25 protein-coding genes and 1 tRNA gene are annotated in these 26,970 nt (G+C 65.8%); 13 read left to right on the top strand and 13 right to left on the bottom strand.

Annotation, left to right across the window (positions count from 1 at the left end; translation table 11 throughout):
* Nucleotides 1-51: 51 nt before the first annotated feature.
* Nucleotides 52-2,751: a phosphoenolpyruvate carboxylase gene (gene ppc / locus LDB29_RS18580; protein WP_257555279.1), complete on the bottom strand. Its 2,700-nt coding sequence runs from the start codon at nt 2,749-2,751 to the stop codon at nt 52-54.
* Nucleotides 2,752-2,889: 138 nt separating this feature from the next.
* Here ppc and LDB29_RS18575 point away from each other — a divergent pair, with 138 nt between their 5' ends.
* Both LDB29_RS18575 and LDB29_RS18570 read left to right on the top strand, forming a co-directional pair.
* The gene (locus tag LDB29_RS18575; RefSeq protein WP_257555277.1) at nt 2,890-4,344 is read left to right on the top strand and encodes an ATP-binding protein; all 1,455 of its coding nucleotides are present in this window, start codon (nt 2,890-2,892) and stop codon (nt 4,342-4,344) included.
* Nucleotides 4,341-4,808: a low molecular weight protein-tyrosine-phosphatase gene (locus tag LDB29_RS18570; RefSeq protein WP_257555275.1), complete on the top strand. Its 468-nt coding sequence runs from the start codon at nt 4,341-4,343 to the stop codon at nt 4,806-4,808. Before LDB29_RS18575 ends, LDB29_RS18570 begins: the two co-directional genes overlap by 4 nt.
* A 132-nt stretch (nt 4,809-4,940) precedes the next feature.
* Here LDB29_RS18570 and LDB29_RS18565 read toward each other — a convergent pair whose 3' ends face one another.
* From LDB29_RS18565 to paoA, 5 genes are all read right to left on the bottom strand, one after another.
* Nucleotides 4,941-5,726, bottom strand: coding sequence for a S1/P1 nuclease (locus LDB29_RS18565; protein ID WP_044660384.1), 786 nt, complete (start codon nt 5,724-5,726; stop codon nt 4,941-4,943).
* 159 nt (nt 5,727-5,885) lie between these two features.
* Nucleotides 5,886-7,889 carry a TonB-dependent receptor gene (locus tag LDB29_RS18560; RefSeq protein WP_257555272.1) on the bottom strand — a complete coding sequence of 668 codons (2,004 nt, stop codon included), beginning with the start codon at nt 7,887-7,889 and terminating at the stop codon, nt 5,886-5,888.
* Between the two features lie 52 nt (nt 7,890-7,941).
* Nucleotides 7,942-10,158 carry an aldehyde oxidoreductase molybdenum-binding subunit PaoC gene (gene paoC / locus LDB29_RS18555; protein WP_257555270.1) on the bottom strand — a complete coding sequence of 739 codons (2,217 nt, stop codon included), beginning with the start codon at nt 10,156-10,158 and terminating at the stop codon, nt 7,942-7,944.
* Nucleotides 10,159-10,161: 3 nt separating this feature from the next.
* Nucleotides 10,162-11,112, bottom strand: coding sequence for a xanthine dehydrogenase family protein subunit M (locus LDB29_RS18550; RefSeq protein ID WP_257555268.1), 951 nt, complete (start codon nt 11,110-11,112; stop codon nt 10,162-10,164).
* Nucleotides 11,109-11,756 (bottom strand): aldehyde dehydrogenase iron-sulfur subunit PaoA, encoded by a 648-nt coding sequence (paoA, locus tag LDB29_RS18545; RefSeq protein ID WP_257555266.1) that lies wholly within the window; start codon nt 11,754-11,756, stop codon nt 11,109-11,111. Before paoA ends, LDB29_RS18550 begins: the two co-directional genes overlap by 4 nt.
* A gap of 258 nt (nt 11,757-12,014) precedes the next feature.
* Here paoA and LDB29_RS18540 point away from each other — a divergent pair.
* The 4 genes from LDB29_RS18540 (at nt 12,015) to LDB29_RS18525 (ending at nt 14,570) form a co-directional block, all read left to right on the top strand.
* Nucleotides 12,015-12,089, top strand: a tRNA-Gly gene (locus tag LDB29_RS18540).
* Between the two features lie 404 nt (nt 12,090-12,493).
* Nucleotides 12,494-12,691 carry a hypothetical protein gene (locus LDB29_RS18535; RefSeq protein WP_176592467.1) on the top strand — a complete coding sequence of 66 codons (198 nt, stop codon included), beginning with the start codon at nt 12,494-12,496 and terminating at the stop codon, nt 12,689-12,691.
* On the top strand, nt 12,691-13,869 hold the full coding sequence (locus LDB29_RS18530) for a nucleoside triphosphate pyrophosphohydrolase family protein (RefSeq protein ID WP_176592466.1): 1,179 nt from the start codon (nt 12,691-12,693) through the stop codon (nt 13,867-13,869). The genes LDB29_RS18535 and LDB29_RS18530 overlap by 1 nt, the downstream gene beginning before the upstream one ends.
* Nucleotides 13,866-14,570 (top strand): uracil-DNA glycosylase, encoded by a 705-nt coding sequence (locus tag LDB29_RS18525; protein ID WP_176592465.1) that lies wholly within the window; start codon nt 13,866-13,868, stop codon nt 14,568-14,570. The genes LDB29_RS18530 and LDB29_RS18525 overlap by 4 nt, the downstream gene beginning before the upstream one ends.
* Here the strand turns inward: LDB29_RS18525 and LDB29_RS18520 are convergent.
* The 5 genes from LDB29_RS18520 to LDB29_RS18500 are packed head-to-tail and all read right to left on the bottom strand — an operon-like array spanning nt 14,537 to nt 17,696.
* Nucleotides 14,537-15,316: a hypothetical protein gene (locus LDB29_RS18520; RefSeq protein WP_176592464.1), complete on the bottom strand. Its 780-nt coding sequence runs from the start codon at nt 15,314-15,316 to the stop codon at nt 14,537-14,539. The genes LDB29_RS18525 and LDB29_RS18520 overlap by 34 nt on opposite strands.
* Nucleotides 15,288-15,968, bottom strand: coding sequence for a C1 family peptidase (locus tag LDB29_RS18515; protein WP_176592463.1), 681 nt, complete (start codon nt 15,966-15,968; stop codon nt 15,288-15,290). The genes LDB29_RS18520 and LDB29_RS18515 overlap by 29 nt, the downstream gene beginning before the upstream one ends.
* A gap of 5 nt (nt 15,969-15,973) precedes the next feature.
* Complete coding sequence (locus LDB29_RS18510) at nt 15,974-16,984, bottom strand: ImmA/IrrE family metallo-endopeptidase (protein ID WP_176592462.1); 1,011 nt, start codon at nt 16,982-16,984, stop codon at nt 15,974-15,976.
* Between the two features lie 2 nt (nt 16,985-16,986).
* Nucleotides 16,987-17,361, bottom strand: coding sequence for a helix-turn-helix domain-containing protein (locus LDB29_RS18505; RefSeq protein WP_176592461.1), 375 nt, complete (start codon nt 17,359-17,361; stop codon nt 16,987-16,989).
* Nucleotides 17,358-17,696, bottom strand: coding sequence for a hypothetical protein (locus tag LDB29_RS18500; RefSeq protein ID WP_176592460.1), 339 nt, complete (start codon nt 17,694-17,696; stop codon nt 17,358-17,360). Before LDB29_RS18500 ends, LDB29_RS18505 begins: the two co-directional genes overlap by 4 nt.
* A 476-nt stretch (nt 17,697-18,172) precedes the next feature.
* Between LDB29_RS18500 and LDB29_RS18495 the strand changes: the two genes are divergently transcribed.
* Nucleotides 18,173-20,254 (top strand): ParB/Srx family N-terminal domain-containing protein, encoded by a 2,082-nt coding sequence (locus LDB29_RS18495; protein WP_176592459.1) that lies wholly within the window; start codon nt 18,173-18,175, stop codon nt 20,252-20,254.
* A gap of 96 nt (nt 20,255-20,350) precedes the next feature.
* Here the strand turns inward: LDB29_RS18495 and LDB29_RS18490 are convergent, their stop codons facing one another.
* Nucleotides 20,351-21,988, bottom strand: a complete 1,638-nt coding sequence (locus tag LDB29_RS18490; RefSeq protein ID WP_255325819.1) for a Na/Pi cotransporter family protein — start codon at nt 21,986-21,988, stop codon at nt 20,351-20,353.
* A gap of 229 nt (nt 21,989-22,217) precedes the next feature.
* Between LDB29_RS18490 and LDB29_RS18485 the strand changes: the two genes are divergently transcribed.
* Nucleotides 22,218-22,883, top strand: coding sequence for an FABP family protein (locus LDB29_RS18485; RefSeq protein WP_176592458.1), 666 nt, complete (start codon nt 22,218-22,220; stop codon nt 22,881-22,883).
* Nucleotides 22,884-23,270: 387 nt separating this feature from the next.
* Complete coding sequence (locus tag LDB29_RS18480; RefSeq protein WP_176592457.1) at nt 23,271-23,570, top strand: DUF736 domain-containing protein; 300 nt, start codon at nt 23,271-23,273, stop codon at nt 23,568-23,570.
* 55 nt (nt 23,571-23,625) lie between these two features.
* Here LDB29_RS18480 and LDB29_RS18475 read toward each other — a convergent pair whose 3' ends face one another.
* Complete coding sequence (locus LDB29_RS18475) at nt 23,626-24,489, bottom strand: class I SAM-dependent methyltransferase (RefSeq protein WP_176592456.1); 864 nt, start codon at nt 24,487-24,489, stop codon at nt 23,626-23,628.
* Nucleotides 24,490-24,667: 178 nt separating this feature from the next.
* Between LDB29_RS18475 and LDB29_RS18470 the strand changes: the two genes are divergently transcribed.
* The 4 genes from LDB29_RS18470 to LDB29_RS18455 all read left to right on the top strand — a co-directional run bounded on the left by LDB29_RS18470 (nt 24,668) and on the right by LDB29_RS18455 (nt 26,928).
* The gene (locus LDB29_RS18470; protein WP_176592455.1) at nt 24,668-25,108 is read left to right on the top strand and encodes a hypothetical protein; all 441 of its coding nucleotides are present in this window, start codon (nt 24,668-24,670) and stop codon (nt 25,106-25,108) included.
* A gap of 17 nt (nt 25,109-25,125) precedes the next feature.
* A complete protein-coding gene (locus LDB29_RS18465) occupies nt 25,126-25,422 on the top strand; it encodes a hypothetical protein (RefSeq protein ID WP_176592454.1) in 297 nt (98 codons plus the stop codon).
* A gap of 211 nt (nt 25,423-25,633) precedes the next feature.
* Nucleotides 25,634-26,476, top strand: coding sequence for a DUF932 domain-containing protein (locus LDB29_RS18460; protein ID WP_176592453.1), 843 nt, complete (start codon nt 25,634-25,636; stop codon nt 26,474-26,476).
* A gap of 200 nt (nt 26,477-26,676) precedes the next feature.
* Nucleotides 26,677-26,928 (top strand): XRE family transcriptional regulator, encoded by a 252-nt coding sequence (locus LDB29_RS18455; RefSeq protein ID WP_176592452.1) that lies wholly within the window; start codon nt 26,677-26,679, stop codon nt 26,926-26,928.
* Nucleotides 26,929-26,970: the final 42 nt, after the last annotated feature.

Below are 26,970 nucleotides of genomic sequence, written 5' to 3'. Positions count from 1 at the left end.
ACCCCCTAGCCCCCTCCCGCCTGCGGGAGGGGGAATGTCCGCAATCCACCCCTATCCGCTATTCCTCAGCGCCGTGGCGATCGCGTTGATCGACAATTCTATGCCTTCCTTGATGCGCGGGTCGTCCTCGCCGCTGCGATGGCGCTTCATCAGTTCGACCTGAAGAAGGTTCAGCGGCTCGATATAAGGCAGGCGCAGGCGGATCGACGTGTCGAGCTTGGGATTCTTCTCCAGCAGCCGCGACTGGGCGGTGGCGGCGAGCAAGCCGTCATGGGCCATGTCCCAACCGTCGCGGATGCGGTCGAAAATTTCCGCGCCCCGCGCCTGATCCTCGACCAGCGGCAGATAGTGAGCAGCGATACCCAGATCGGACTTGGCCAGCACCATCTCCAGATTGGCGAGCGCCGATTGCAGGAAGGACCAGTGCTGCGCCATGTCGGCCAGCAGCGCCTTGTCCTCAAAGGCGGAAAGCGCGTGGCCGACCCCATACCAACCCGGCAGCATCACCCGCGCCTGCGCCCAGCTGAACACCCAGGGGATGGCGCGCAAATCCTCGATCCGGGTGCTCTTGGTGCGGCTGGCCGGACGGGAGCCGATCTTGAGGCCGGAGATTTCCTGGATCGGGGTCAATTGCCGGAAGAATTCCTTGAAGCCCTCAGTACCATAAACAAGATCGCGATAGGCGGCGAAGGCCGTCTTCGACAGTTGGTCCATGGCGGCGGCGAAGCGGGCGGCATCGCGATCGGACAGGACTTCGGGTTCCAGGCTGGCGAGCAGGGTCGCGCTGGTCATCGCTTCCAAATTGGTCATGGCGACGTCGCGGGTGCCGAATTTGGCGGCGATCACCTCCCCCTGTTCGGTGATGCGGATGCGGCCCTGCACCGTGCCCTTGGGCTGCGCCTGTATCGCCGCGAAGGAAGAACCGCCGCCACGCCCGACCGCGCCGCCGCGGCCATGGAATAGCTGCATCGCCGTGCCCGCTTCGGCAAAGACGGGGGCCAGCGCCTTGCTCGCCTGGAACAGCCCCCAGGTGGAGGTGATGTAGCCGCCGTCCTTGTTGCTGTCGGAATAGCCGATCATCACTTCCTGATGGCCGCGTTCCCGCACCACGCCGCCTATTTCGGGGAGGCCGAAATAGGCGGCCATGATCTTGGGCGCGGCCTCGAGATCCGCGATGGTTTCAAACAGCGGCACGGCCATGATCGCGGCCTGCGGCGGCGCGCCCTCCGTGCCCGCGCGCCACAGGCCCGCTTCCTTGAGGATGATGTTCACCTCGAGCAGGTCGGAAACGCTCTCCGCCTTGGAGATGATATAATGGGTGATGCATTGCGGGCCGTAGATGCGATGCGCCTCCGCCGCCGAATGGACGATGGCGAGTTCGGACGCGGTCTGTTCCGAATATTCGAAAAAGGCCGTGCCCAGTGGCCGGTTGTTCGCCAGTTCCCGCCGGAGCAGGGCGATGCGGGCATATTCGTCGAGGCCGGCATAGTCCGCCTCGACCCCCGCGACTTTCAGCAGTTCGGCCACCACGCTCTGATGGACATCGCTGTTCTGTCGCATGTCGAGCGTGGCGAGATGGAAGCCGAAGGTTTCGACCGCGCGGATCAGGCGGCCAAGCGCGCCGCCGGTCGCCAGGGCGCCATTGCCTTCGCTCGCCAGCCCCTGCGCGACCGTCACCAGGTCGCGGCGCAGGTCGGCGGGGCTGGCATAGGGTTCGCCCTTGAGCGCCGAGGGGCGGGACGGCGCCTTGCCGACCAGCGACCGGTAGGTGGCGGCCAGACGGGCATAGATGCCGGAAATCGCCCGGCGATAGGGCTCGTCCTGACGGCTGGGCGAGACGTCGCCGCTGGCGTCGGCCAGGTCCAGAACGGCCTGCGACACATCGGCCAGTTCGGTCGAGAGCGACAGTTCCGCGCCAAGGGCGTGGAGCGCATCCATATAAAAGCCCAGCGCAGCCTCGCAGCCCCTGGCGAGCGCGAACCGAAGCTGCGGCGCCTGAACGAAGGGATTGCCGTCGCGGTCGCCGCCGATCCAGTTGCCGACGCGCAGGAAACTCTGCGGGCGCGCGCCCAGCACCCGTTCCCATCGGGCGTAGAGGGCGGGCAGCACGGGCAGGAAGACGTCGCGGAAATAAGCGAGGACATTCTCGATCTCGTCCGCGACGAACAGCTTTTCCCGGCGCAGCGGCCGCGTCTGCCACAGCAGCGCGATCTGGCGGAAGATCGCCTCGTCCAGATTCTCGCCCTCATCGGTTTCCGTCCGGCCGCCGTCCTTGAGCAGCATCAGGTCCGCGATGCGGTTCTTGTGGTCGATCATGCTCTTGCGCCGCACCTCGGTCGGGTGAGCGGTCAGGACCGGCACGATCAGGGCATGAGACAGCAGGTCGAGCACCGCCTCGCGCTCTATTCCATGGGACCGCAGCTTTTCGACGGCGGAGGCGACATCGGCCCCCGGCTCGGCAGCGACGCCCTGGCGGTCCTCGGCCAGATTGGCCAGCATCGAGAAGAGCATGAAGCCGCGCACGAAACTCAGCGTGTCGTCGAGGCTCAGCGCGTCGAGTCCGGTGTCGACCACGTCCGCGCCGTGCAGGCCGCGCGCCCGATCGACCGAGGCGGAGCGGATATATTCGGTCTGCTTGTAGATTTTCTCCCCGCCATAGGCGCGGATGACGTCGCCCAACAAACGACCGAGAAAGCGGATGTCCGGGTTCTGCGTGATCGCAGGAGCGGGAGAGGATGCAAGAGTCGCCATGATGGATCGATGCTGCATCGCAACAATGGGATGGTCAAGGAAATCCGCATCGCGCGACGTGATCCCGCGAGGGCAGGAGGACGGCATCCTTATTCTGTGCACTTGCGCGAAGCCCCCGCCATGGGCCAAAGGAAATCCGTGACCGCCAGCATCAGCATAGGAAATGACAGCAACGGCAATGCCGTTTTGGTCGATGTCGAGGAATTGCTTGCCACCCGTCTGCTCGTCCAGGGCAATTCAGGGTCCGGCAAGTCGCATCTGCTGCGCCGCCTGCTGGAGGAAAGCGCCGCGCTGGTCCAGCAGGTCGTGATCGATCCGGAGGGCGATTTCGTCACGCTGGCGGATGAATATGGCCATGTGGTGATCGACGCGGGCGACTATAATGAGCGCGAGATCGTCAAGATGGCGATGCGCATACGCGAGCATCGCGCATCCGTGGTGCTCAGTCTGGAATCGCTGGAGCTGGAGGCGCAGATGAAATGCGCCGCGACTTTCCTGTCGACGCTGTTCGATGCGCCGCGCGACCACTGGTATCCCGCGCTGGTGGTGGTGGACGAGGCGCAGATGTTCGCCCCCGTGGCGGCGGGCGATGTGTCGGACGAGGCGCGGCGGCTTTCGCTGGCGGCCATGACGAACCTGATGTGCCGGGGGCGCAAGCGCGGCCTGGCGGGCGTCATCGCGACGCAGCGGCTGGCGAAGCTCGCCAAGAATGTCGCGGCCGAGGCATCGAACTTCCTGATGGGGCGCACCTTCCTCGACATCGACATGGCGCGGGCGGCGGACCTTTTGGGCATGGAGCGGCGGCAGGCGGAGCAGATCCGCGACCTGGAGCGCGGCCGCTTTCTGGCCCTGGGCCCGGCCATCTGTCGACGGCCGGTGGCGGTGAAGATCGGGTCGGTGAAGACCAGCACGCGCGGCGGCACGCACAAGCTGATGCCGCCGCCTGTCGCCGCGACGGAGGATTTGCAGGAATTGCTGTTCGCGGGCGCGGGCGAGGAAGAGGCGCTGCCCCCGCCCCCACCCCGCGCCGAGCCGCCGGCCTTGCCTGCGGAGGAGTTGATGCGCGCCCTTGCCGCCGCGCCTTCGGCCAAGCCCGCCGCGCCGGAACTGGACTTCGGCCAGAACGAGCCGGTGGTGATCGCCGTGCTGGAGGAGATCGTGGCGGACCTGGGGGAGGCGCAGCCCAGCGTGTCGACGCTCTATCAGGATTTCGGCGTCCGCTGCCGGATGAAGGGACTGCGCCAGCCGCCGCTCGACCTGCCCGCTTTCCGCAAGCGATTCGCCATGGCGCAGGCGGGCATGTTCGATGCCGCCGACCCGCGCTGGGCCGATGCGATGAAGGCCGCCGAACCTGTGCCGGAGGATATGCTCGCTCCTTTCCTGCTGATTGCGCGGGCGGCGATGCAGGGGCTGCCCTGCCCCGACGATGTGGCGCTGGCGCGCGCCTATGGCACCAGTTCGCCGGGGCGCGTGCGGCGGTTGATCGATTATATGGAAAAGCTGGGCGTGATCGTGGCGCGCACCGATTTCGGCGGGCGGCGGTCGATCGGTGTGCCGGAACTGGGCCTGAGCACGGCGGCGGCCGAGGGATGAGCGCTTCGGTCCTGTTCGTGTGCCTGGGGAATATCTGCCGATCGCCGCTGGCGGAGGCCGCTTTGCGTGCGGAGGCGGAGCGGGCGGGCCTTTCGGTGACGGTGGATTCGGCGGGTACCGGCGACTGGCATGTCGGATCGCCGCCGGACCGGCGCGCGCAGGCGGTGGCGCTGCGGCATGGGATCGACATTTCCGGCTACCGTGGGCGGCAGGTGACGGCGGGGGATTTCCGGCGGTTCGAACATGTCTTCGCGCTGGATACGGAAAATTTGAAGAATCTGCGGCGGATTCAGCCTTCGGAGGGGACGGCGGACGTGCGGCTGCTGATGGATTTGGTGCCAGGGCGCGAGGGGAGCAGCGTGACCGATCCCTATTTCGGGGACGATGCCGGCTTCGACATGACCTGGGACGATGTCACGCGGGCCGCGCGCGCCATCGTGGAGCGGCTGCGGGAGCGGGGGTAGAGTGGTCGCAGGAGCGCGCTGCGCTTCAATTCGGTCCGGAAACCCGGAGCATTTTTCACATTGAGCGGAAAACCCCTGTTTTTCGCGACCGCCATTCCGAGTCGTCGACCATGAACGGAATGTCGACCGGTCCTAGGGCTGCCGGGGCGAATCGAAAATCGCGTTCAGGCAGGCGGCGATGCGGACACCTGCCCGCCGCAACCGGTCGTCCAGCTCGGCGCGATGCCGATAGGCATAGTCCCAGGACAGGTTCGGGTCCGCCGGATAAACGGTCTTGCGCAACGCGATGCTTTCGCGGGTCCAGATGTCCGGATCACACAGGCTCCAGGCAATCGTCTGTTCCGGCGTGATCGACCGCGACAGCCAGTCCGCATATTCGGAATAGGACAGGGCGCGCTGGTCGATCAGGCCGGAATCCCAGACCGAATGCAGGTTGCTTTGCGCGCCGAAGAAAGTGACCTTCACATCATTGCCGCCCCGGTCGTCACCACCGCCGACATGCAGCGGCTGATGCAGGTCGCCAATGATGTGAACGACGAAGCGCAGCGCCATGCGGCGGTCGTCCAGCGACGCCTTGGGATCGCGAAGCGTCGCCGTAAAGCGGGTCAGCGCCGTCATCGCGTCCCCCTCCTTCGGCGCGTCCGCGGCGGTGTAACGATCGCCCTCCCTCACCGTGACATAATGCCAGGGGCTGGCCGTCTTGCGCCAATATTCGGCGGGGTCGGACCGCATGTCATCCGGCCAGGTCGCCGCTTCGGCCAGATCTTCCGACCCCAGCAGCAGGCGGACCTGGGCGCGTGCGGCGCCACTCAGGTTGCGATCAGCTATGGCGCCGGTGACGCGATGGCCGATCGGTCCCCAGGCCTGGGCAGGCGCAGCGGCGAGAAACGGCAGGGCGAGGAGAAGGGCAAAGCGCATGAGGACCTCATACAGCTTTGCCCCGGCGGAACCAGCGGGCTTTTTCAGAGGGTTGCCCTAAAGCGATCGGCAAGCGACCGGAACCGATCGCTTGCCGCGAAATCGCGCAAAACAAGGAATCTGGGGCAGCGATCCGATTCCATCAGATCGGAACCGGCTCTAGCTTGCGAACCGGAAGCCGATCCACAGCGTCCGGGGGGTGCCGAGGTCGATGGACCCTCCGGCGTTGCGGGTGATCACCTCCTCATCGAAGAGATTCTCGCCCCGGGCGACCAGGGTGACGCCATGGCCCAGCGGCAGGCGCGCCACAGCATCGACGGTCAGCGCGTCGGGCAGGACATCGGTCTGGAGGTCATCCTCATATTGCTTGCCGACATAGCGCAGCGTCGCGGAAAGCGCCGGTCCCTGCTCCGGCTCCCAGGCCAGCGTGGCGCTCGCGGCATGACGGGGGCTCTGCGCGGGGGTGAGGCCGTCAAAGCCCATGCCCGGCGCATGGACGGTGCTGTGGCTATAGGCATAGGATGCCGAAAGCAGGAAGTCGTCCACCCGGCCGATGGCGGTCAATTCGATCCCCTTGGCGGTGATGCGGTCGACATTCTGCCGCTCGCGCGTATTGGCGACATTGGTGAGGGTGACATTGGCTATGGCATCGTCCAGCCGGTTGATGAAGCCGGTGGCGGAGAGGGTCAGGCCCGGAATGGGCGTGAGGTCGATGCCCGCCTCCACGCCCTTCAGCTTTTCGGGCGTCAGCGCGGCATTGGCGCGGGTCGTGATCGGGAAGACCACGAACGGCCGATATAGCTCGTTCAGCGTCGGCAGGCGGAAACCGCTATAGGCCGCGCCCCGTAGCGCGACTGCATCGCTGATGCGGTAGAGAGCGCCCGCCCTTCCGGAGAACTGCCAGTCCGAACGGTCGGCAAAGCTGTTGTTGGCCGCTCCGGTGCCGGTGGCGCGATAGAAGCCGTTGCTGATCGTCCAGCGATCCGCCCGCACCCCGCCTGTCAGGACCAGCCGGCCCAGCGTCCAGTCATCCTCGGCAAAGAGGCCGGTGGTCATCTGCTCGCCGCCGGCATGACGGCGGGAAGTGACCGGATTGGCCGCTATATTCGCGTTATAGCCATCCTCGAACATGTCGCCGGTGGCGAAGCGGGTGTCGGCCCCGATGCGCAGCACATGGTCGGGGCCGACCGGTGGGCGCAGCTCGATCTTGCCGCCGATGCCGGTCGAGGGCGTATTGCGCTGGTCGAGCGACTTGCGGAAGGTGGATGCCGAGATCACGATGTTGGAGAAGTTGCGCGCCTGGATATAGGCCAGCGCATCGACCTGCCATGCACCGCGGGATATGAAGCGTATGCTGGCGTCCTGCCCTTCGCTCATGCTGTCCGCGCCCTTGAAGCGCAGAGTGCGCTCGTCGTGGAAGATGGTGCCGCGGAACTGGATTTCCGATGTGGCGGACAGGGGCGCGACGGCGCGCAAATTGGTCGACCAGCCGTCATAGGCGGCGGGCGAAGTCGCGGCGACGCGCTGGTTCCGGGGCGTGGTCTGGAAGCCGTCGCCCCGGTCCCAGCGGCCCGAAAGCGAGACATAGCCGCCGCCCAGATCCGGCGTCAGGCTGGCGGTCAGTTCGGTCGCATCCTTGCTGCCGTAGAAGGCGCTGGCGCCGAAGGTCGGAAGCTGATCCCGCGTCGCGCTGGCGAGTTCGATGGTCCCGGCCACCGCGCCCGCGCCGAAGGCCCCAATGCCGCCGCCGCGCGTCACCCGCACCACCGACAGGCGGTCGGGCACCAGCGCGCTGAAGGGGATATAGCCGAAAAAGGGATCGGCCATCGGCACGCCGTCGAGCAGCACCAGCGTCCGGCTGGAAGCGTTGCCGCCCAAGGCACGCAATGTCGCTCCCTGGGCCGAAGGATTGGCGGAGCGGCTGTCGGAACGGCGGAACTGCTGGAATCCGGCCACATCGCCCAGCACGCTCTCGATCCGGCCGGAAGCGCTGTTGGTCAGCCGGTCCCGGTCGATGATCACCGACCCATAGGCCGGCGTCCCCGGCGGCAGGGAAAGCCCCTCCCCCGTCACGACGATGCGGTCCGGGTCGGACGCCTCCGTCCCGGCGGCCGCAACCGTCGGAATTGCGGCCAGAACCAGTGACAGCGAAAGATATTTCATCGGCGCCCTTTCCTCTCTTTGGGAGAGGGACTAGGGGCGCCGCGCAGGAAGTTCAAGCGACCCTTTTTCCGGTTGACGCCGCCAGAATCTTGTCGATCGTCAGCGGATAGTCGCGCAGGCGCACGCCCGTGGCGTTGTAGATCGCGTTGGCCACCGCCGCGCCAGCCCCGCAAATGCCCAGTTCACCGACGCCCTTGGCCTTCATGGGCGAGCTTTTGTCGTCCAGTTCATCGATGAACAGCACGTCCTGATGCGGGATGTCGGCATGCACCGGCACCAGATATTCGGCCATGTCGTGGTTGACGAAGAAGCCGAACCGCGTGTCGACGCTCAGCTCCTCCATCAACGCCGCGCCCACGCCCATGGTCATCGCGCCGATCACCTGGCTGCGCGCCGATTTGGGATTGAGGATGCGCCCCGCGGCAAAGGCCCCGCCCATGCGGCGGACGCGGACTTCGGCGGTGTCGATGTCGACGCCGACCTCGCAGAAATGCGCGCCGAAGGTAGCTTGCGCATAGCGTTTGGTGAGGTCGCCATAGTCCATGCTGTCCTCTGCCCAAAGGCCCTCGCGCCCCGCCAGCGTCCCCAGCGGCTGGGACTGGTTGCCCAGGCGCACCAGACCATCCTCGAACAGCGCCTTGTCCGCCGGGAAGCCCGCCTTTTCGGCCAATTTGGCGCGCAGGGCCATGGCGGCGGCATAGACGCCCGCGGTTGAGCTGTTCCCGCCCCACTGGCCGCCCGAGCCGGACGACGCGGGAAAGCGGCTGTCGCCCAGCCGCACGGTCACGGCGTCCAGCGGCACGCCCAGCATTTCCGCCGCCGTCTGGCCGATGATCGTGTAGCTGCCGGTGCCGATGTCGGTCATGTCGGTTTCGACCGTCACATGCCCCTTGGCATCGACGCCGATGCGCGCGCCCGACTTCGTGACCAGATTGTTGCGGAAGGCGGAGGCGACGCCCATGCCGACCAGCCAGCGGCCATCGCGCACCTGCCCAGGCTTCGGATTGCGGCGGTTCCAGCCGAAACGTTCCGCGCCCTCGCGCAGGCATTCGACCAGCTTGCGGCTGGAAAAGGGGCGCTGCGGCCCGGCTTCCGGATCATATTGCACGTCGTTGCGGATACGCAGTTCGACCGGATCGACGCCGCAGGCCTCGGCCAGCTCGTCCATCGCGACTTCCAGCGCCAGCAGGCCCACCGCCTCGCCCGGCGCGCGCATGGCGTTGCCTTCCGGCAGGTCCAGCGTCGACAGGCGGTGCGTCGTCAACCGGTTGGGGCCGCGATAGAGCAGGCGCGTCTGCTGCGCCGCCGTTTCCGCGCCGCCGCCGGGCAGGTCGCCCGACCAGACCTCATGCGCGATGGCGTCGATCACGCCCTGCCTGTCGGCGCCGATGCGGATGCGCTGGATGGTGGCGGGGCGGTGAGTGGTGTTGTTGGGGATTTGCGGCCGGGCGATCGCGACCTTCACCGGGCGGCCGACCATGCGCGCGCCCAGCGCCGCCAGCAGCGCATCGGCGCGCAGGAACAGCTTCGCGCCGAAACCGCCACCGATATAGGGTGAGACGAGGCGGATATTCTCCTTCGGAATCTTCAGCGTCGCCGCCATCTCGCCCACGCTCCAGGCGATCATCTGGTTAGATGTCCAGAGCGTGAGTTTGTCGCCATTCCAGGCGGCGATGGTCGCGTGCGGCTCCATCATCGCATGGCTCTGGTCGGGCGTGGTGTAGTGCTGGTCGATCTTCACCGCCGCCCTGGCGAAACCGGCTTCGAAATCGCCCGCCTTGGTATCAGCAGGGCCGCCGAAGCCGCCTTCGGGCGGAACGCCCTTGTCGCGCTCCGCCGCCAGGTCGAAGCGGCCCTGATCCGGTGCATAATCGATGCGGACGAGCCGGGCGGCGTCGCGCGCATTTTCCAGCGTGTCGGCAATGACCAGCACCACCGCCTGCTCATAATGTTCGATCTGCGGACCGCCCAGCAGATGGGCGGTGTTCATATTGCCTTTGCCGAGCGGCCCCGCATTCTGGTGGGTGACGATGCCCAGCACGCCGGGCCCGGCTTCGGCAGCGCGCAGGTCCATGGCGTTGATCCGCCCCTTGGCGATGGCCGACCCGACGATCCAGCCATAGGCGGCGTTGGGCGCGGCATCGTGCCGTTCATAGGCATAGGGCGCGGTGCCGGTGACCTTCGCGGCGCCGTCGATGCGGTCATGGGGAATGCCGATGACGCGGCCCCGGTCGATCGGGTTGGTGGTGGCTGGCGTGTCGAACTTCATGGCTCAGGCCCCCTTCTGACGGTAGAGCGAGGCAAGGGTGCGGGCGGTCAGTTGCTGCTTGAACGCATTATGCGCGGTGGGTCGAGCGCCGCTGAGCGCCGCCTCCGCCACGGCCGCCGCGCCGGACGGGGCGGCAGCATCTGCGGCCTCGGTACGCCAGGGCTTGGCCCCTATGCCACCGAAGGCGAAGCGCGCCCGGCCGTCCTTCTCAAACACCGCCGCGACGGACACCAGCGCAAAGGCATAGGAGGCGCGGTCTCGCACCTTGCGATAGACATGGGTGCCGCCCAGAGGCTTTGGCAAGGTGACAGAGGTGATGAGTTCGCCGGGCTTCAGCGCATTTTCGATATGCGGCGTCTCGCCCGGCAGCAGGTGGAAATCCGCGACCGGAATGGAGCGACGGCCGCCATCGGTGCCAAGCGTATCGACCTGCGCATCGAGCAGGCGCAGCGCCACCGCCATGTCGGACGGATGCTGCGCGATGCAGGCGTCGCTGGTGCCCAGGATCGCCAGGCTGCGGCTCATCCCCTTGAGCGCGCCGCAGCCGCTGCCGGGCTTGCGCTTGTTGCAGGGCATGCGCGTGTCGTAGAAATAGGGGCAGCGGGTGCGCTGGAGCAGGTTGCCTCCGGTCGTCGCCTTGTTGCGAAGCTGACCCGAAGCACCCGCCAGCAGCGCGCGGCTGAGCACCGCATAATCGCGGCGGACGGCCTTGTCGGCGGCCAGATCGGTGTTGCGGACCAGCGCCCCGATCCTGAGGCCGCCTTCCGCCGTCGGCTCGATGCGGTCGAGGCCCAGATGATTGACGTCGATCAGATGGGTCGGCGTCTCGATCTGGAGCTTCATGAGGTCGAGCAGATTGGTGCCGCCCGCGATGAAGCGCGCGCCCTGGGTGCTGGCGGCCGTCTTCGCCGCTTCCTCGACGCTGGCGGCGCGGCTGTAGGTGAAGGGCCTCATGCCTTGTCCTCCGCAGTTCCATGGCCGGCGACTTCGCGGATCGCCGCGACGATGTTGGGATAGGCGGCGCAGCGGCAGATATTGCCGCTCATCCGCTCGCGCACCTCGCCCTCGGAAAAGGCCACGCGGTCGAGGTCCTCCGTGGCGTGGCTGGGGATGCCCGCCCCGATCTCCTCCAGCACAGCCACCGCCGAGCAGATCTGGCCGGGCGTGCAATAGCCGCATTGATAGCCGTCATGGGTGATGAAGGCGCGCTGCATCGGGTGGAGCTTTTCCGGCGTGCCGAGCCCCTCGATGGTGGTCACCTGGTCGCCCTCATGCATGACGGCGAGGGTGAGGCAGCTGTTGATCCGCCGCCCCTCCACGATCACCGTGCAGGCGCCGCACTGGCCATGGTCGCAGCCCTTCTTGGTGCCGGTCAGGTGGAGATGCTCGCGCAATGCGTCGAGCAGGGTGGTGCGGGGGTCGAGTTGCAGATGCACATCCCGGCCGTTCACGGTCAATCCTACGGCGCTCATCTGGGCCTGCTCCTTCTGGCGTTGCGGGCGGGCGGGAGCAGCGGCCTGCGCGTCGCCCAGCACGGGAATGGCGGCGGCGGCGGCGCTGCGCTGAAGCAGGCCCCGGCGCGTCAACGGTTCTGGCATGCGATGCTCCTCCTCCTGCCTCCGCCATAGGAAGCGAAGGGCGATCATATTCGGTCGTTGCTCACTGATTTGACAGGCAGAATAGTAGCATATGGCCACGCGAGGCCAAGCCGCAAGGTGGGAAAAGCCACTATCGGGCGGGGAAATCCGGCGGGATCGGAAAAAAATGATTTTATGCAGATTCTCCCTTGCCGAGGTGGGAAGCCGCTGCTAGTTGCCCCCCACCCGCCGAGAGGGACACTTCCTCCGGCCGCCAGAGCGGGCGTAGCTCAGGGGTAGAGCACAACCTTGCCAAGGTTGGGGTCGAGGGTTCGAATCCCTTCGCCCGCTCCAGTTTTCATCAAAGAAAACAGTGGATTAGCGTCCTTCGGGCCGCTTTTTCGTTGGAGACAATGCTGGGCGCGGAGGCCGTTGTCTCCATAATGTCTCCGGATAATTGCCAGAAATAGGCCACCCATAGCGTTGACTAGCGAAAGTTGCGTCAATTGGCCGTGTCGCGAAGCAACCCGTCCGCTCTGCCTGATAGGCCACTGGCTGGAGACAATGGCCGATCCGGGCTGGAATCAGGCAAGTGTGGTGACAACACTTGCCTGGCGACGCCGAGCCGACAGCGAGAGTCCGCTGTCCGCTCTCTGTCCGGGTGCTTTCCCGCATCCCTCAAGCTCCTCCGCGATCGTATTACTCCCGCGAGCAATTCGTAGCTTCATAGTTTCATGAAACTATGATTTAATGTTTTCATGAAACAAGCGGAGGCTCGCAGCGATGCCGATGACGAGCATCTTCAAATTCAGGTCCCAGGGGTGACTAAGCGCGATCTTGGTCAGCGGGCGCTCGACGCCCGCGAACCGATCCGCATGATCGTACTGCGGGCGCTCCAAGCCTACGGCGTCAATGTGCCCCCGGAGGCAATCTCCGATCGCCGGAAGCGCAGCTGATGGCGGACGAGTTTGCGGCCCTGACGATCGATGACTATGCCAAACAGGCTGCTCGCACGGACCAGCGAAGCGGGAAAAGCGCACTCGGATTCTCGATGCTCGGTTTGTTCGGCGAAGCGGGAAGCCTTCTAAGCGAGGCCAAGAAGAAACAGCGCGATGCTGCCTCCTACCTCGGCTATGCTGATGCCGTTGCCGAGGAACTTGGCGATGTTCTTTGGTATCTCGCGGCCGTTGCGCGTCGCAGTGCGCTGGAGCTTAGCGACATCGCGGCGAACGCCGCGCGTGGCGACGATGAGTGGCGGGCCGGAGGCAACGGCGCCTTGAGCTTCCATGCGCTCCAGCCCGCCCATATTCCGCTGGCCAAGGCGCCCATGCCGCAGTTCGAGCACACGCTGCTCGCGCTCGCCGGCGAGGTTGGCGTCCTCGTCAATGGCTTCCAATTGGGGGCGTTGACGCGAGACAAGGCGATGCTCGCCGGTCAGCTTGTAGCGGTCATGCGCAGGCTGATCCAGGCCGCCAACGATTCCGGGGTTACGATTGAGGCCGCAGCCGTCAAAAACCTCCATAAGATCTTTGACCGCTGGCCCCGCGAGAAAGTCTATCCGGCACCAACCGATGCGACGATGGACCCCGAGGAGCAACTCCCTCGGCGGATGACGATCGACGTCTATGAGCGCACGGTTCGCGGCCAAACCTTCGTCTATCAGCGATCAAGCGGCGTCTACGTCGGTGATCGGCTCACCGACAATGCGGTCGAACCCGACGATTACCGCTTCCACGACGTCTTTCACTATGCGCATGTGGCGGTCTTGGGCTGGTCGCCTGTCATCCGTGCGTTGCTGCGCCTGAAGCGCAAGAGCGACCCCAAGCTCGATGATGCGGAGGATGGTGCGCGGGCCATCCTGATCGAGGAAGGCGTCACCTCGTGGATTTTCGGTCAGGCCCAGCAGCTTCGCTACTTCGACAAGGTAAAATCAGGCGGCCTGCCGCTGGACATGCTCAAGCATGTCCGCCAGTTCGTCGCTGGCTACGAATCCGAACGCTGTCCGTTGTGGCTCTGGGAGGAAGCGATCCTCCAGGGCTACGCGGCCTTCCGCTTCCTCCAGAAACACCGGCGCGGTCGCGTTACGATCGACTTCGCCCATCGTCGCCTGCGTATCAAGGAACTGCCGTCATGAGCCCTAAGCATTTCGTTTCCACTCTGGCGGCAACCGAGCTTCCTTCTGTTTTCAATCCCTGGCGTGACCGTTGCGCCGTTCATGACCGGCGCGACGCGGCCGCCAAACGGCGCGACAATCTGGAACGGCTACTGACCGCTGCCTTGGACGCGAAGGTGGAGACAATCTGGATTGCCCGCGACCTCGGCTATCGCGGCGGCCGGCGCACGGGCGTTCCCCTCACGGATGAGATTCATCTCGACAGGGCGGGCGCGTTGATGGGCGGCATCGCACTTCAACGTGCGACGCAAGGCCCGGCGGTCGCTGAGCGGACGGCGGCGATTGTCTGGCGCGTGCTCGAACAAATCGGACAGCCGGTCATGCTCTGGAACGTCTTCCCATTCCATCCGCATGAAGCGGGCGATCCCTTGTCGAACCGTTGTCATACCCGTGGAGAACGTGAAGCGACCTGGCCTTTGCTTCAGGCGCTGATTGCCATGCTCCAGCCCCAGCGCATTGTCGCGATCGGGCGCGATGCTCACCTAGCCCTTGGCGATGTCGGTATCCCGACGACGGCCGTCCGCCATCCGAGCTATGGCGGGCAGCGCGACTTCATCGAAGGCATGTTTGCGATGTACGGAATTGATGGCAGCGCTCTCGAAACGCCGCGCCTACCATTGGAAGCGCCTTATGCTGCGGCGAGGAGCTGCGCGCTCGCCTGATCGCAGCGCGCAAAAAGCTCCTGGAGATCACCGCGATTCCATTTGCCGGTGTCTATCTCGGCATGGGTAGAGACGATCGTCAGCGGTCCAAGTCCAACCCGCCCCTCCTTGGCGATGAACGACTGCAACCTACCCAGGCCGATCAGATTGCCCAGTAGCTTTTCGATGTAGAAATGGTTGCGGTAGAACGCCGTCATGGCGATCCGGCGTTGATCGCCTTTGCCGATCAGCTTGAGGCTTGCGAAGCTCAGACACTGCCCGCCGTAAGGCGAATCGTTCACGTCGCGGGCAGGGTCGAAAATGCTCAGCTCGAACTTGTTGAGGGCGCGCACCTTCGGATTGCGCAGGCGCTTGACGATCCCCCAAATCTGATTGATCGGCGGCCCGTCGAGTTGGGGCAACTGCATCATCCGCTCGAAATAGTAGCCCGACCAGGCTTCCTTCAACCTGACCTTCGGAAGCACATTGTCCCGGAACCGATCGAAGAAGAGCGGCGCGCCATGGCGGTGGTAGAGCGCTGCCGGAAAGATCGTGTTGGCGACCGTCTCAATCGGCTTCTTGCCCCGCCCGGCGAGAAAGGCATCTACCTCCGCGACCACGGGATCGGCGAGCGTCGCGCGCGCCGAGGGATTGGCAACGTCGATGATGACATTATAGGCTTGATGGCCGGTTGTGCCATCAACTGCCCGCACCGCCTCGCGCCACGCGGAAACGCAGTCAGGCTGCGAGGGTACTGGAAGATACATCGACTGCCTCCATCAAATTCGCTGTGGCGAAGAGCCGCGGCGCCAGGAACCTTTCCGTGAGCCATGCATGTCCGTCGAGGCCCCATCCCGTACCCCAGCTATTGCGGACGAGAATTGCGGCTGTGCCGTCGACCTTGCCGTGGCCTACGGCGATCACGGCATGGCGCTGGCTCGCCTCAGGCTGCTCGTCATTGGCCGGATCGACGACACCATCGCCTGTCGGCATGAAGAAGGAGCGCGAGAGCATCGTCAGAATCACGACTGGCCGACCCGTGTCGAGCAAGGCGATGATCGAGGCGAGATTCTTCGTCCCCGGCTGGCCATCGCGCCCATAGCGATCCCCGACCACAGCAGGCGGGTTCCACAGGCCGTGATCTTCGGGGACGGCTTCAAGATAGGGCCAGCCATGTTCTTCAGGTTGTCCGTCGCCGCGCAGCGCATCGAGCATCGCCGACAGCAGCGCGCCTTGTGCCGGCGATCGGCCCGCACGTCGCTGGGCATGATAGAAGGCAAATTCGCAGGATAGCGGCGCCCATCCATCACGCAGCCCGGCATGAGCATCGCTTGCGGCAAAGGCCAAGCAGGTAGGTCGCGCTCCCTGATCGCGCGCAGCACCGAACAAGGGCCGAAGATCGGTCGTGATCTCGATCATGGGAGCTAGGCGGCCTCAAGCAGATGCCGCCGCTCGGCGCGCGAAAGACCTTCGGGTTCGGGGCCGGTCAGGTCGAAGTCGAACGTCAAATGGGCCAACGCCGGCACCGGCTGCCATGGCCGCCGTTCCTCGATCGACATCCGACCCCGTTGTGCCGCTTCAATGGCGGCCGTGACCCGCCGAACGATCGGCCCGCCGATCCCATCAGCATCGACCGCTTCGCGGTCGTCGCGAACGATGGCAAAGCCGCTCGCGATAAGCTGGTCAAAATCCCACAGATACCCGCCACCGCTATGCTCCTTGAGCCGGAGCACGAACAGGTCGTTGCGGCTCCCGTCGATTCTCGTGCCGGCATCGCGTTCGGTTAGGAGCCAGACGTCGCCACGATAATTGGCTGGTCGATAATCCTTGAGCAGATCGACCTTCAGCGCACGCGGCTGCGTCCGCAGCAGATCGGTCATGGTCGATTGCGAGATCAGATTGTAGCGCAGCAGCGTTCGGCACGTCGCTTCGTAGCTGGCCCCCAAGCGCAGCGAGAGTTGATACACGACGTTGGGACGGCGGAAATCATCGACCTGCCAATCCTGGCGCGCGCTGTGTGACAGGATCAGCCATTTTGGCATCATGAAGGCGATAGCAAAGGCGTCCGCCTCGGTTTCCTGAAACAGCCCACCGGGCTCGGGCGAGTTCGGCATCCGCCGCAAGATGCTTTCGTCATCCAGACTGGGTTGATGTTGCATCGAGAAATGGCCCAGCTCGTGAGCGGCCGTGAAGCGCTGAATGCTCATTGGCCGCTCCGTCGTCACCAAGACGCCATGCGCCGGCGCGCTCAGATAGGCACCGAGCAGCCCCTTGAGTGGCCGGAGCAATAACGGCAGATCGACCGCGTGGATCGCGCTGAACACATCGACATTGCCGCCCTGCTGTTCAATCACTTCGCGCGTATTCAACTGCCGATGTAGCCGCCCAGCGGCCATGGCCCCGGCGCGAACCGCGCTCGCGTAGTCGAGCGCCATGGTCAGCTCTGTCCTCCGCCTGACCGCGCGCGCAGATAGTCGGCGAAGCGGCCAAGCTCTTCGCGGTCCTGCGTGGACAGATCGGCAACGCGCCGCGCCAAATGTGCGACATCTGCCGGCAGGCTGGCCGAGGCTTCGTCCTCGCCAGTGAAATAGCCTACCGACTGCCGATACAGCCGCGCGAGCCGAGTCAACTCGATCGCCTCGACGCGGCGCTGCCCGTTTTCAATATCGGTGAGTCCCGTGCGCGGGATCTTGAGATAGGCCGCTACCTCTTCTTGTTTCAGGCCCAGATATTTCCGGGCCTCGCGCAGTCGCTCCCCCAAGCGTCGCCGCTCCTCCTCGTCGTCCTCGTGACGCAATGCGAGATTGGTCATGGTTTCGATCCTTTCTTGCGAATCCATACGCGCTCGATCTTGGGGACAAGATGTTCGAGCGCAGCTTCGATCGAACTGTAGCCACCCGTGCGGACGATGCTCTCGCGCAGTTCGAAGCCGACAACAGGTTCAAGCGCACACAGCGTGTCGACGACCGACAGCGAATCCATCGGAATGGGAGCCTTGATGATCTTCGGATTATCCGGGGGAAGCGGAATGCCGCGAACCTGCGCCTCCGCCTTTGCCACTTCGATCAGCTCAGCCACGAGCGTCGCAATGACGTCGTTCGTGGGGAATGCTACCGTAACCGGCTTGGTAGGTGCAATTGTCGCCATCTACGCCTCGCACGATTTGCCTACATAGGCTATATGTAGTGTCGGATATTCCGACATGCAAGAGAGAAGTAGTGATGTGAAAGTCATGGCGCCTCCCTGCGGGACCGCCGCCCTATCTCCGCTGCGCTTCGACCGAGTCCCTGACGGGTCTCATCCCTTGCGGGTGACGACCGGACTGGCGTGGGGCGCTCGTGCGCCCATGGGTCAATCCGCCATGCGGATCGGGGTTCTTCCCTCTGCGGAAATCGCGCCAGGGCGTTCGCCGGCCCGATCGCGTTGATCGTTGCACTCCCGCTATGGGATGGGCGTCGCTTCCCTTTAGGCCCGCCGCGCCGGGCCGCAACGCGCGTGGCCGCGCTTACCTTCTCTTTGTTCCAGCCCTTCGGGTGCGTCCCGGCTCCGCCGCCGGGCCTGCCGGTCGCTCTTTCGCCGCCCACCCCATTCCGGGGTGCGTGTGGTTTTGAAGGAGAAGTGTGATGAACGCTGTTACCGAAACCGCAGCCGCCGAGCCTGTGTCCGGCATCGAGATTTTCGTGCCGCTTGCCAAGCTCAAGAAGTCCCCGCGTAATGCCCGCAAGGTGCCGCATGGGGAGGCCGCCATCGCGGCGCTGGCCGCTTCCATCCAGCACAAGGGGATGATCCAGAACCTTGTCGTGGAGCCCGAGGTCAAGGCGGACGGGACGCCGACGGGCTGCTATTTCGTGACCGCTGGCGAAGGCCGCAGACAGGCGCAGTTGCTGCGCGCCAAGCGCAAGCAGATCAGGAAGTCGGAGGCCATCCGCTGCTGGTTGGACACGCAGAATGATCCGGCCGAGGTCAGCCTTGACGAGAATGTCACCCGGACGCCGATGCACCCCGCCGACCAGTTCGAGCGGTTCGCGGAGCTTTCCCGCGACAAGGGATGGGGCGCGGAAGAGATCGGCGCGCGGTTCGGGGTGTCCGCCCATGTGGTGAAGCAGCGGCTTCGCTTGGGCGCTGTCAGCCCGAAGCTGTTGCAGGTCTATCGTGAGGACGGCCTTACGCTGGACCAGCTTATGGCCTTCGCCATCACCGAGGACCACGCCCGTCAGGAGCAGGTGTTCGAGAACCTGCACCACAATCGCGAGCCGTGGATCATCCGCCGCGACATGATCGCGAGCAATGTTCCGGCGACCGACCGGCGCGCGGTGTTCGTCGGGGCCGACGCCTATATCGAGGCGGGTGGCAATATCATCCGTGACCTGTTCAGCGAGGATCGGGGCGGTTTCTTCGAGGACGTGGGCTTGCTCGACATGCTCGCCATCGAGAAGCTGCGCGAGGTTGCCGCCGAAGTGCAGGCCGAGGGCTGGAAATGGACCGAAGCGCATATCGACTATCCCCATGCACACGGGATGCGGCGCTTCTATCCGCAGACCGTCGCCCTGTCCGACGAGGACGAGGCGCGACTTGATGCCCTGTCCACCGCGCATGACGAACTGGCAGAGGGCTATTCGTCCTATGACGAGATGCCCGAGGACGTGGCGGCTAAGCTGGAGGCGATTTCCGACGAGATCGACGCCATCTCCGAGAAGCGCCACGCCTACGACGCCAACGTGATCGCGCATGGCGGGGTGTTCGTGGTGCTGACCCATGACGGCGTTCCCCGTCTCGAGCGCGGCTTTGTCCGGCCCGAGGACGAGGCGCTGGCCGACCCGCAGCCCGAGGAGGAGGGCGAAGGCGAAGCCATCGGGCGGGAAGCCGTCGAGGACGAGCAGGCCGAGGACGGCGACGAGGACGTGCAGGGGATCGAGGAAGAGGACGGGGAACCGGGCAAGCCGATTTCCGACAGCCTCACCCGCGACCTGTCCGCCCATCGGACGCTGGCCTTGCGTGTCGCCCTTGGAGAGCGCCCCGGCATGGCCTTGATCGCCCTGACCCACACGCTCACGGCGCAACTGTTCTACAGCTATGCCGAGGCCGGTTGCCTTGAGGTTCGTCCGACCGTGACGCCGCTGGGCAGCCACGCGGACGGGATCGAGGACACACCATTGGCTGCGCGGGCGAACGAGGCGCGCGAGGCTTGGACCGAGCGGATGCCGCGTAACGTGGCCGACCTTTGGAGCTTTGTCGTCGGGATGGACGACGACGAGCGGCTGGCGCTGCTGGCGCATTGCGCGTCCCGCACCGTCAACGCCCTGCGCCTCCCGTGGGATCGCAAGCCCCCCTCGCTGCAAACGGCGGACAGGCTGGCGCGCGCGCTGGCGCTGGATGTGGCGAAGGACTGGACGCCCACCGTGGACAGCTACCTTGGCCGCGTCACCAAGGCGCATATCGTGGAGGCCGTCGCCGAAGGCGTATCGGAGGATGCCGCCCGCCGGATTGCGGACATGAAGAAGCCGGACATGGCGCAAGCCGCCGAGCAGCTTCTGGCTGGGGCCGGCTGGCTTCCCGCCGTGCTGCGGACGCCCGAGCCGGAGGTGGACCAGCCTGCGCCCGTCGAGGCCGGGGATAGCGGGACCGTGGAGCAGCCGTTCGCAGCGGAGGCCCCCGATACCGGAGCGGAGGACGGCGAAGCGTTCTATGCCGTCGCCGCCGAATAACGGCCTGGGCCGGGGCCGCGCGAGCGGTCCCGGCCTTCTTTCCGTCGCCACCTCAAAAAACCGCGGCCGCGCCCTTTGCCGGGCGCGGCCGCTCGCTCATTTGAGGGTCCGCAATCTTGTGGGGAGCAGATCGCCCCGTTGCTTGAGGATCGGATAGGCCGACGCCTCGATCAGATGGCCGCTGACCCGCTTGAGATCGCGCAGCGCATCGAGATGCAGCGCGCTCGTCTCCACCGTTTCCACATTGCCCGACCGCAGCCGGTCGAAATGCGCGGCGGTCGCTTCATCCTCCAGGCGGCGGAACCCGTCCTTCTCGGCCGCCAACGCCCGCGCGGCCGTCACATCGCCGCTCAGGAACACCGCCGTCGATTGGTGGAGCGTCTCCACGAGTCGATCGACCTGCGAGATCAGATCCGCCGTCCCCTCACGGGAAAAGGCCAGGCCCCGCTTGATCCGGCGATTGGCGACGCCCAGCAGGCCGCGGTCGATCAGGTCGCCGGCCTGTTCGAGATTGATTGAGAAGGTGAGAATGCGGGCCAGCTTCTCATTGTCCGCCTCGTTCAGACGCGCCGTGTCGATCGCCAGCAGGTTTTCCTTGATCGCACGGTTGAGCCGGTCGAGCCGGTCATCCAGCGCTTTCGTCTCCTCGATCCGCCTGCGGTTGGGGTTGGCGAGCGCCTCGCGCAGGCCGGACAGCATTTCCTCCAGCACGTCGGCCATGTGCAACGCCTCGCGTGTCGCGCCGGCGAGCGCCCCCGTGACCGGGGCGCCGACCGCCACCGACTGGAGATAGCGCGGCGTGTCGGGTCCGACCTGTTCGGGCCGCGACGGCAGCAGCCGTTCGAGAAGCCGCGCATAGGGCGTAAGCAGGGGCAAGAAGATCAGCGCCAGCGCCAGATTGAAGCCGGTGTGGAAGTTCGCGATGGCCCGGCCGGGCGCGCTCTCGATGCTCGTGATTATCGGCGCGACCCACGGATAGATCGCCAACACCGCCAGCACGCCGACCACGCGGTTGAGCAGGTTGCCGATCGGCAGCCGCCGGGCGCCGGGATCGCGCGCGCCGCCCTCCAGCACCGGGTTGATCGCCGTGCCGATATTGGCGCCGAGCGCCAATGCGATCCCGGCGGGCACGGTCAGCGCGCCCTTGGTCGCGAGCGACATGGCGAGCAGCACGACCGCCACGCTCGAATGCGACGCCCAGGTCAGGACGATCCCGAGCAGGACGATGAAGACGAAATGGGTCGAGAGCATCGCAACGAAGCTCTGCGTCGCCTCCATCGCCGTGAGCGCGTCGAGCAGGCTCAGGAGTTGGTGGAGGGCGAACAGCATGAGCCCGAGGCCGATGAAGATGCGGCCCGAATCCCGCGTCCCGGCCTGTCCGCGCCGGAACAGGAGATAGCCGATCAGCACCAGGATCGGGGCGATGATCGAGATTTCGAAAGCGAGAAGCTGGACGATCAGCGTCGTGCCGACATTGGCGCCCAGCATCACGGCGAGGCCCGGCGCGAGCGCCACCAGTCCCTCGGACGCGAAGCTGGTGAGCATCAGGCCGGTGGCGGTGCTGCTCTGGAGCAGCGCGGTGACGCCGAGCCCGGCGAGGAAGGCGCTGAACTGATTGCCGAGTCGATGGGCCAGGAAGGATCGCAGCCCCGCGCCGAGCGCGCGCTGCGCGCCGGTCTGGACCATGTGGACGCCCCACAGCAGAAGCGCGACGATGCCGGCAAGATCGAGCAGGGTCAGCGTGATACTCGTCGATCATACTCCTCAATAGGCGCGACACCCGTCGATGCGGGGGCGCTATTGTCACTCGCGAGCGCGCGCCCGCGTCGAACGGCCGGCGACCAGAGCCCGTTCACGACATTCCCGGTTGCGCTGGCTATGGTCGATTTCCGACAGACGAATCGAGACGGGCGCGGAAGCGCCCTGAACGGAGGCTGCTAGTCCGACGAGAGGAAGGAACCATATGGATATACCGGACGACATCTTCACCGAACCCGATGCAGCTTCCGACACCCTTGCCAATCTCGGACCGCTCCGCCGTTTGGCCGGGATATGGGAAGGTCATCGTGGCGTCGATCTCAACCCCAAGGCCGATGGACCCGAACAGCGGGACTATTATGAGCGCATCGAGATTCAGCCGATCGACGCGCAGACCAACGGTCCACAGCTCTTCTACGGCCTGCGCTACCACGTCCACATCAACACCACGGAAGAGCAGATCGCCTTCCACGACCAGGTCGGCTACTGGCTGTGGGAGCCGGCGACCGGCCTCATCCTCCAGACCGTGGCGATCCCGCGCGGCCAGATCGCCATCGCCGCGGGACAGGCGGAGCCGGACGCCACCAAGCTGATCCTGAAGGCCGAGCGCGGCCAGACCGAATACGGGATCTGCTCGACGACCTTCCTTGAGCTGGCCTTCCGCACGGACTCCTATCAGATCGAAGTCGATTTCCACGCCGACGGCTCATGGAGCTATGTGTCCGAGACCAGCCTGCTGGTGCGTGGGCGTGACACGCCGTTCCTGCACCGCGATACGAACACCCTGACGAAGATCGCCGAGCCGGACCTGAACCCCTGGGCGCGGATCATGCGCGACACGCAGAAGCCTTCCCCTGGCGGCGGCGCCTGATCCGCCGCTCCGGTAGCGGGCGTCGGCCCCGCCTGTTGTCCCGCACGTCCGTCCTCGCGTGAGCGACTGAGGCTGGATACTCCTTCCACCGAAGCGCCCGGTGCTGCGGATTCGCCGAGCACGCCTGTCGCCACCTGAGAACTGCCGTCGCCGCGCCACACGGCCTCTCCAATGGCTTGTCTGACCGAGGCTGATCGCCTTCCCGCAAGGGCGGCGGGCGGCTTTTTTCCGCCGCCTTCGGCTTTGCATCGCGAAGCAAAAAAGCCGCCCGCCGCCCAACCTCCACTGCGTTCCAGCCGCAAGCGGTGCGGGGTCGATCGCGCCCCGACCAACGCCGAGCCATCGAGGCCGCGATGGGCGTGGCCCGAGCAAGCAGGAGATTACGACATGGCTACGATCGGCACCTTCACCGCCAACAGCAAGGGCGAGTTCAACGGCGTCATCAAGACGCTCACCCTCAGCACCAAGGCGACCCTTCGCCCGGTCGAGAAGGAAGGCGAGAAGTCCCCCGACTTCCGCATCAGCGCCGGCGACATGGACATCGGCGCCGCCTGGAAGAAGACCAGCCGCGAGGGCCGCGACTACATCTCGGTCAAGCTGGACGATCCGAGCTTCCCGGCTCCGATCTACGCCACCCTGGTCGAGACCGAGACCGCCGGCGAATACGCCCTCATCTGGTCGCGCTGAGCGGCCGACGACGCCCCGCTCCACAGAGCGGGGCGTCTTCCCCTATTGAACGCCGTCAACTTAGCGGATTGTGCGCCGCGACGATCCAGGCCGCGCCATCGATCATCACCGACCGCTCGCCGGGACGTCCGGCGAAGGCGGCGCGAACCGCCGCCGAGGCGCGGGCGCGGATGTCGTCCGGCTGATCGGCGAGAGCGCGCGACAGCGGGCCGACCTCGAACGCCATCTCCACCGCGTCGTCGATCGCCGCGTCCCGCGTCGCGCCCTGGCCGAACGGGATCGAGTCGTCAAAGGGCGCGATAGTGATGTCGCTATACCCGGCCGCCGTCAGGATGCGTGCGACGCGATCCCGGTCCCCGAACGAGAACGGACCAGGCGCTTCGGGGTCGGGCGGCGCAGGCGGCGGGATGATGTCACGGATGGCGCTCATCGGCAGGCGCACCCAATCGTTCTCGGCCGCACCGCGCCAGCAGACGAAGGCAAGCCGGCCGCCGGGCCTGAGCGCGCGGCGCATATGGGCGAAGGCCGGTACCGGATCATCGAAGAACATCACCCCGAAGCGCGAGAATAGAATGTCGAACGCGCTTTCGTGCAGCGGCGCGCTGCCGGCGTCGGCCACCTGAAACACGACCGGCGCCTCCTTCGGCATCAGCGCGCAGGCCCGTTCGATCAGCGGCTCGGATATGTCCACGCCCAGCACTTCGCCTTTCGCGCCGACGCGAGCCGCCAAAGCCAGGCTCGACGCGCCCGCGCCGCAGCCGACGTCCAGCACGCGCTCGCCCGCCCTTGGCGCGGCGGTCTCGATTGCAGCGTCGCCGAACACCGCCAGCATGGCGTCGAGCCGCGCCTGGTTGGCGACCCAGCGCTCCCCGCTGGGGCCGTTCCAGTCGGCGACCTGATAGGTGTTCTGCGCTGACATCGCGATTCCTAATTGAGAATTATTCGCAACTAGGCTATCCGAACGGTCGAGGCAAGGGGAGCCGAACCGAGGAGAGCGACGCCATGACCGCCCGGCAGGACCGATCAATGACGACCAGCCTGCCGGCCGTGACGACGCTGCTCGTCGGCGCCGGCCGGCTGGCGTTGAGGCGGGTCTCATGATGCACGCGACCGTCGCACGCGGCGAGGCGATTCCCGCTCCCGACGAGCTGGTGACGGCCGCCGCCCGCTGCTGGCGCGCGGCGCGCGATGCGCGCGCTCCCGTTCAGCAACGCCTTTACATGACGCTGTCGCCCCACGACTGCGGGATGCTCGCGCCGGTGTTCGCCAGCCTGATGGCGCTATGCGAAGCCGCGCTTGGCCGACCGATCGCTGTGGGCGGAGTGATGCTGTCCGACGACGAACATCTGCTGATCGGTCTGCTCGACGGCTCAAAGCCCCGCCGCGCCTGCATCGACTGCGCCGACGGCGTGGCATCCGCACTCGACTGTGCCATCTGCTCGACCCGGATCATGATGGCGCTGACGATGGGCCGTCCCACCGGCTATCCCAACCACCAACTCGATCCGACGCGCATCCGCTTGACGATCCCGAGCTGAAAGGCGGGAACGTCGGGATGGGCAAATACGATGCGCTGGGCGCTTTCCTGAGACGGTGGAAAGTCCGTAACGACGCCGAGGACGTCGAACTCGGCTTCGCGCAGATCGAGAGCATCATCGGCGGCCTGCTGCCGCGTGGCGCGGCCGAGCCTGAATGGTGGTGCGCTAAGGGAGATGCGGATTGCAGCGCGCCGCAACGCCGGGCCTGGCTGGATGCCGGGTTCGAGGCCCTCGCCGAGCCCAAAACGGAGCGGGTCTATTTCCGAAAGCGAACAGCTACGGTCGTTCCCGCTAGCCGGGACCGAATGCTCTAGATCGGCGCCGCTGGCGCGGCGCGGTGCTTGGGGCGCTGCCCCTGGCGCACTTCGGATCAGCTTCCGCCCAGCTTCCTCCACGCTTCGCGTTCCGTGCAGCCGGTTCCCCGCGAAGCCGCCCCTCCGTTTGCACCCCCGGTCTCGCCGACGGGCAGGGTTTCAGCGCGGCGCTCCGCTGCGCGGAAACCCAAGCCCAAGGAAGGAACCGACCATGTATCATCAACTCGCGACCCGGTTCGGCCGCAACGCCCACCAGATCAGCGGCTATGAGGCGCTCGACAACGAGGCGCTGTATCGGCACGTCCCGTCCATCTTCGCCCGCGAGGCGCATGACAGCCGTTCGGAGCGCTATGTCTATGTTCCGACCATCGACATCGTGGAGGGGTTGCGCCGGGAAGGGTGGTTCCCGTTCTTCGCCGTCCAGTCCGTCCCCCGCGACGGCGGCCGCCACGGTCACGCCAAGCACATGCTGCGCCTGCGCCGCGATGACGGCATCGGCAAGCCCGAGGCCGCCGAGGTCATCATCGTCAACAGCCATGACGGGACCAGCGCCTATCAGATGTTCGCCGGGATGCTGCGCTTCGTCTGCACCAACAGCATGATCGCGGGCGAGCGGTTCGAGGAAGTCCGCGTCCCCCACAAGGGCAACATTCAGGACGACATCATCGAAGGCGTCTATACCGTTGCCGAGGATTTCCCGCGCCTGATCGACGCCAGCGAGGGCATGAAAGCGACGCAGCTTTCCGATGACGAGCGGCGGTTGCTCGGCGAGGTGAGCCTGGTCGCCCGCTATGGCGAGGACGAAAGCCCGCTTCGTCCCGAGCAGATCATCGAGCCGCGCCGCCGCGAGGATGTAGGCTCCAGCCTGTGGAGCACGTTCAACGTCATTCAGGAAAACGTCGTTCGTGGCGGATTGCATGGCCGCAAGCGCAATGCCGAGGGCCGCATCCGCCGCAGCCAGACCCGCGCCATCAACGGCATCGACCAGAACGTCACCCTTAATCGCGCGCTCTGGACGCTGGCCGAAGGCATGCAGCGTTTGAAGGCGGGATAACCACGCGCCGCCGCAGGGCCGGTTTCGGCCCTGCGGCTTTAGGCTTCCCGGCAGCTATGGATTTGCGCCGATCCGGCTCGACCCGGATCGGCGACGGCCGCGCGGCCGTTTTCATGAGCGCGTATATTCACATTATCCCAAGACGACTATAATAGTCGTTTTCATGGCGTACAGCGCGTTGCTTGTGGAGGTGGTCATGCATGATCACTTCCCGCCAAGTGCGGGCCGCACGCGCGCTTCTCGGTTGGACACAGGAGATGCTTGCCGACAAGGCCCTTGTTGCTCTGACCGCGCTGAAGCGCGTCGAGTCAGAGAGCGGCCTGCCCGTGCGCGAAGACACGCGGCATCAGGTGGTCAGGGCGCTGGAGGCGGCTGGCGTCGTCTTTCTCGATTCGGATCGCGGCGAAGGCCTGATGGTGGTGCGCGAGGCTCTGGAGAAGACCCGGAAGTAAACGGGCCTTGCTGTTGAGTAGATTATCCCCTCGACATGACTC

The organism is Sphingobium sp. CFD-2, assembly GCF_024611135.1.
Lineage (GTDB): Bacteria > Pseudomonadota > Alphaproteobacteria > Sphingomonadales > Sphingomonadaceae > Sphingobium > Sphingobium fuliginis.
This window is presented reverse-complemented; position numbering and strand designations above follow the sequence as displayed.

Bases quoted from the DNA above. Each gene is read 5' to 3' on its own strand.
- LDB29_RS18560 (WP_257555272.1), bottom strand. From the start codon at position 7,889: ATGAAATATCTTTCGCTGTCACTGGTTCTGGCCGCAATTCCGACGGTT.
- LDB29_RS18570 (WP_257555275.1), top strand. From the start codon at position 4,341: ATGAGCGCTTCGGTCCTGTTCGTGTGCCTGGGGAATATCTGCCGATCG.
- LDB29_RS18465 (WP_176592454.1), top strand. From the start codon at position 25,126: ATGGGCAAATACGATGCGCTGGGCGCTTTCCTGAGACGGTGGAAAGTC.
- LDB29_RS18520 (WP_176592464.1), bottom strand. From the start codon at position 15,316: ATGTATCTTCCAGTACCCTCGCAGCCTGACTGCGTTTCCGCGTGGCGC.
- LDB29_RS18525 (WP_176592465.1), top strand. From the start codon at position 13,866: ATGAGCCCTAAGCATTTCGTTTCCACTCTGGCGGCAACCGAGCTTCCT.
- LDB29_RS18535 (WP_176592467.1), top strand. From the start codon at position 12,494: ATGAAACAAGCGGAGGCTCGCAGCGATGCCGATGACGAGCATCTTCAA.
- ppc (WP_257555279.1), bottom strand. From the start codon at position 2,751: ATGGCGACTCTTGCATCCTCTCCCGCTCCTGCGATCACGCAGAACCCG.
- LDB29_RS18515 (WP_176592463.1), bottom strand. From the start codon at position 15,968: ATGATCGAGATCACGACCGATCTTCGGCCCTTGTTCGGTGCTGCGCGC.
- LDB29_RS18550 (WP_257555268.1), bottom strand. From the start codon at position 11,112: ATGAGGCCCTTCACCTACAGCCGCGCCGCCAGCGTCGAGGAAGCGGCG.
- LDB29_RS18480 (WP_176592457.1), top strand. From the start codon at position 23,271: ATGGCTACGATCGGCACCTTCACCGCCAACAGCAAGGGCGAGTTCAAC.
- LDB29_RS18485 (WP_176592458.1), top strand. From the start codon at position 22,218: ATGGATATACCGGACGACATCTTCACCGAACCCGATGCAGCTTCCGAC.
- LDB29_RS18455 (WP_176592452.1), top strand. From the start codon at position 26,677: ATGATCACTTCCCGCCAAGTGCGGGCCGCACGCGCGCTTCTCGGTTGG.
- LDB29_RS18495 (WP_176592459.1), top strand. From the start codon at position 18,173: ATGAACGCTGTTACCGAAACCGCAGCCGCCGAGCCTGTGTCCGGCATC.
- LDB29_RS18500 (WP_176592460.1), bottom strand. From the start codon at position 17,696: ATGGCGACAATTGCACCTACCAAGCCGGTTACGGTAGCATTCCCCACG.
- paoA (WP_257555266.1), bottom strand. From the start codon at position 11,756: ATGCCAGAACCGTTGACGCGCCGGGGCCTGCTTCAGCGCAGCGCCGCC.
- LDB29_RS18475 (WP_176592456.1), bottom strand. From the start codon at position 24,489: ATGTCAGCGCAGAACACCTATCAGGTCGCCGACTGGAACGGCCCCAGC.
- LDB29_RS18510 (WP_176592462.1), bottom strand. From the start codon at position 16,984: ATGGCGCTCGACTACGCGAGCGCGGTTCGCGCCGGGGCCATGGCCGCT.
- LDB29_RS18505 (WP_176592461.1), bottom strand. From the start codon at position 17,361: ATGACCAATCTCGCATTGCGTCACGAGGACGACGAGGAGGAGCGGCGA.
- LDB29_RS18470 (WP_176592455.1), top strand. From the start codon at position 24,668: ATGATGCACGCGACCGTCGCACGCGGCGAGGCGATTCCCGCTCCCGAC.
- LDB29_RS18460 (WP_176592453.1), top strand. From the start codon at position 25,634: ATGTATCATCAACTCGCGACCCGGTTCGGCCGCAACGCCCACCAGATC.
- paoC (WP_257555270.1), bottom strand. From the start codon at position 10,158: ATGAAGTTCGACACGCCAGCCACCACCAACCCGATCGACCGGGGCCGC.
- LDB29_RS18530 (WP_176592466.1), top strand. From the start codon at position 12,691: ATGGCGGACGAGTTTGCGGCCCTGACGATCGATGACTATGCCAAACAG.
- LDB29_RS18565 (WP_044660384.1), bottom strand. From the start codon at position 5,726: ATGCGCTTTGCCCTTCTCCTCGCCCTGCCGTTTCTCGCCGCTGCGCCT.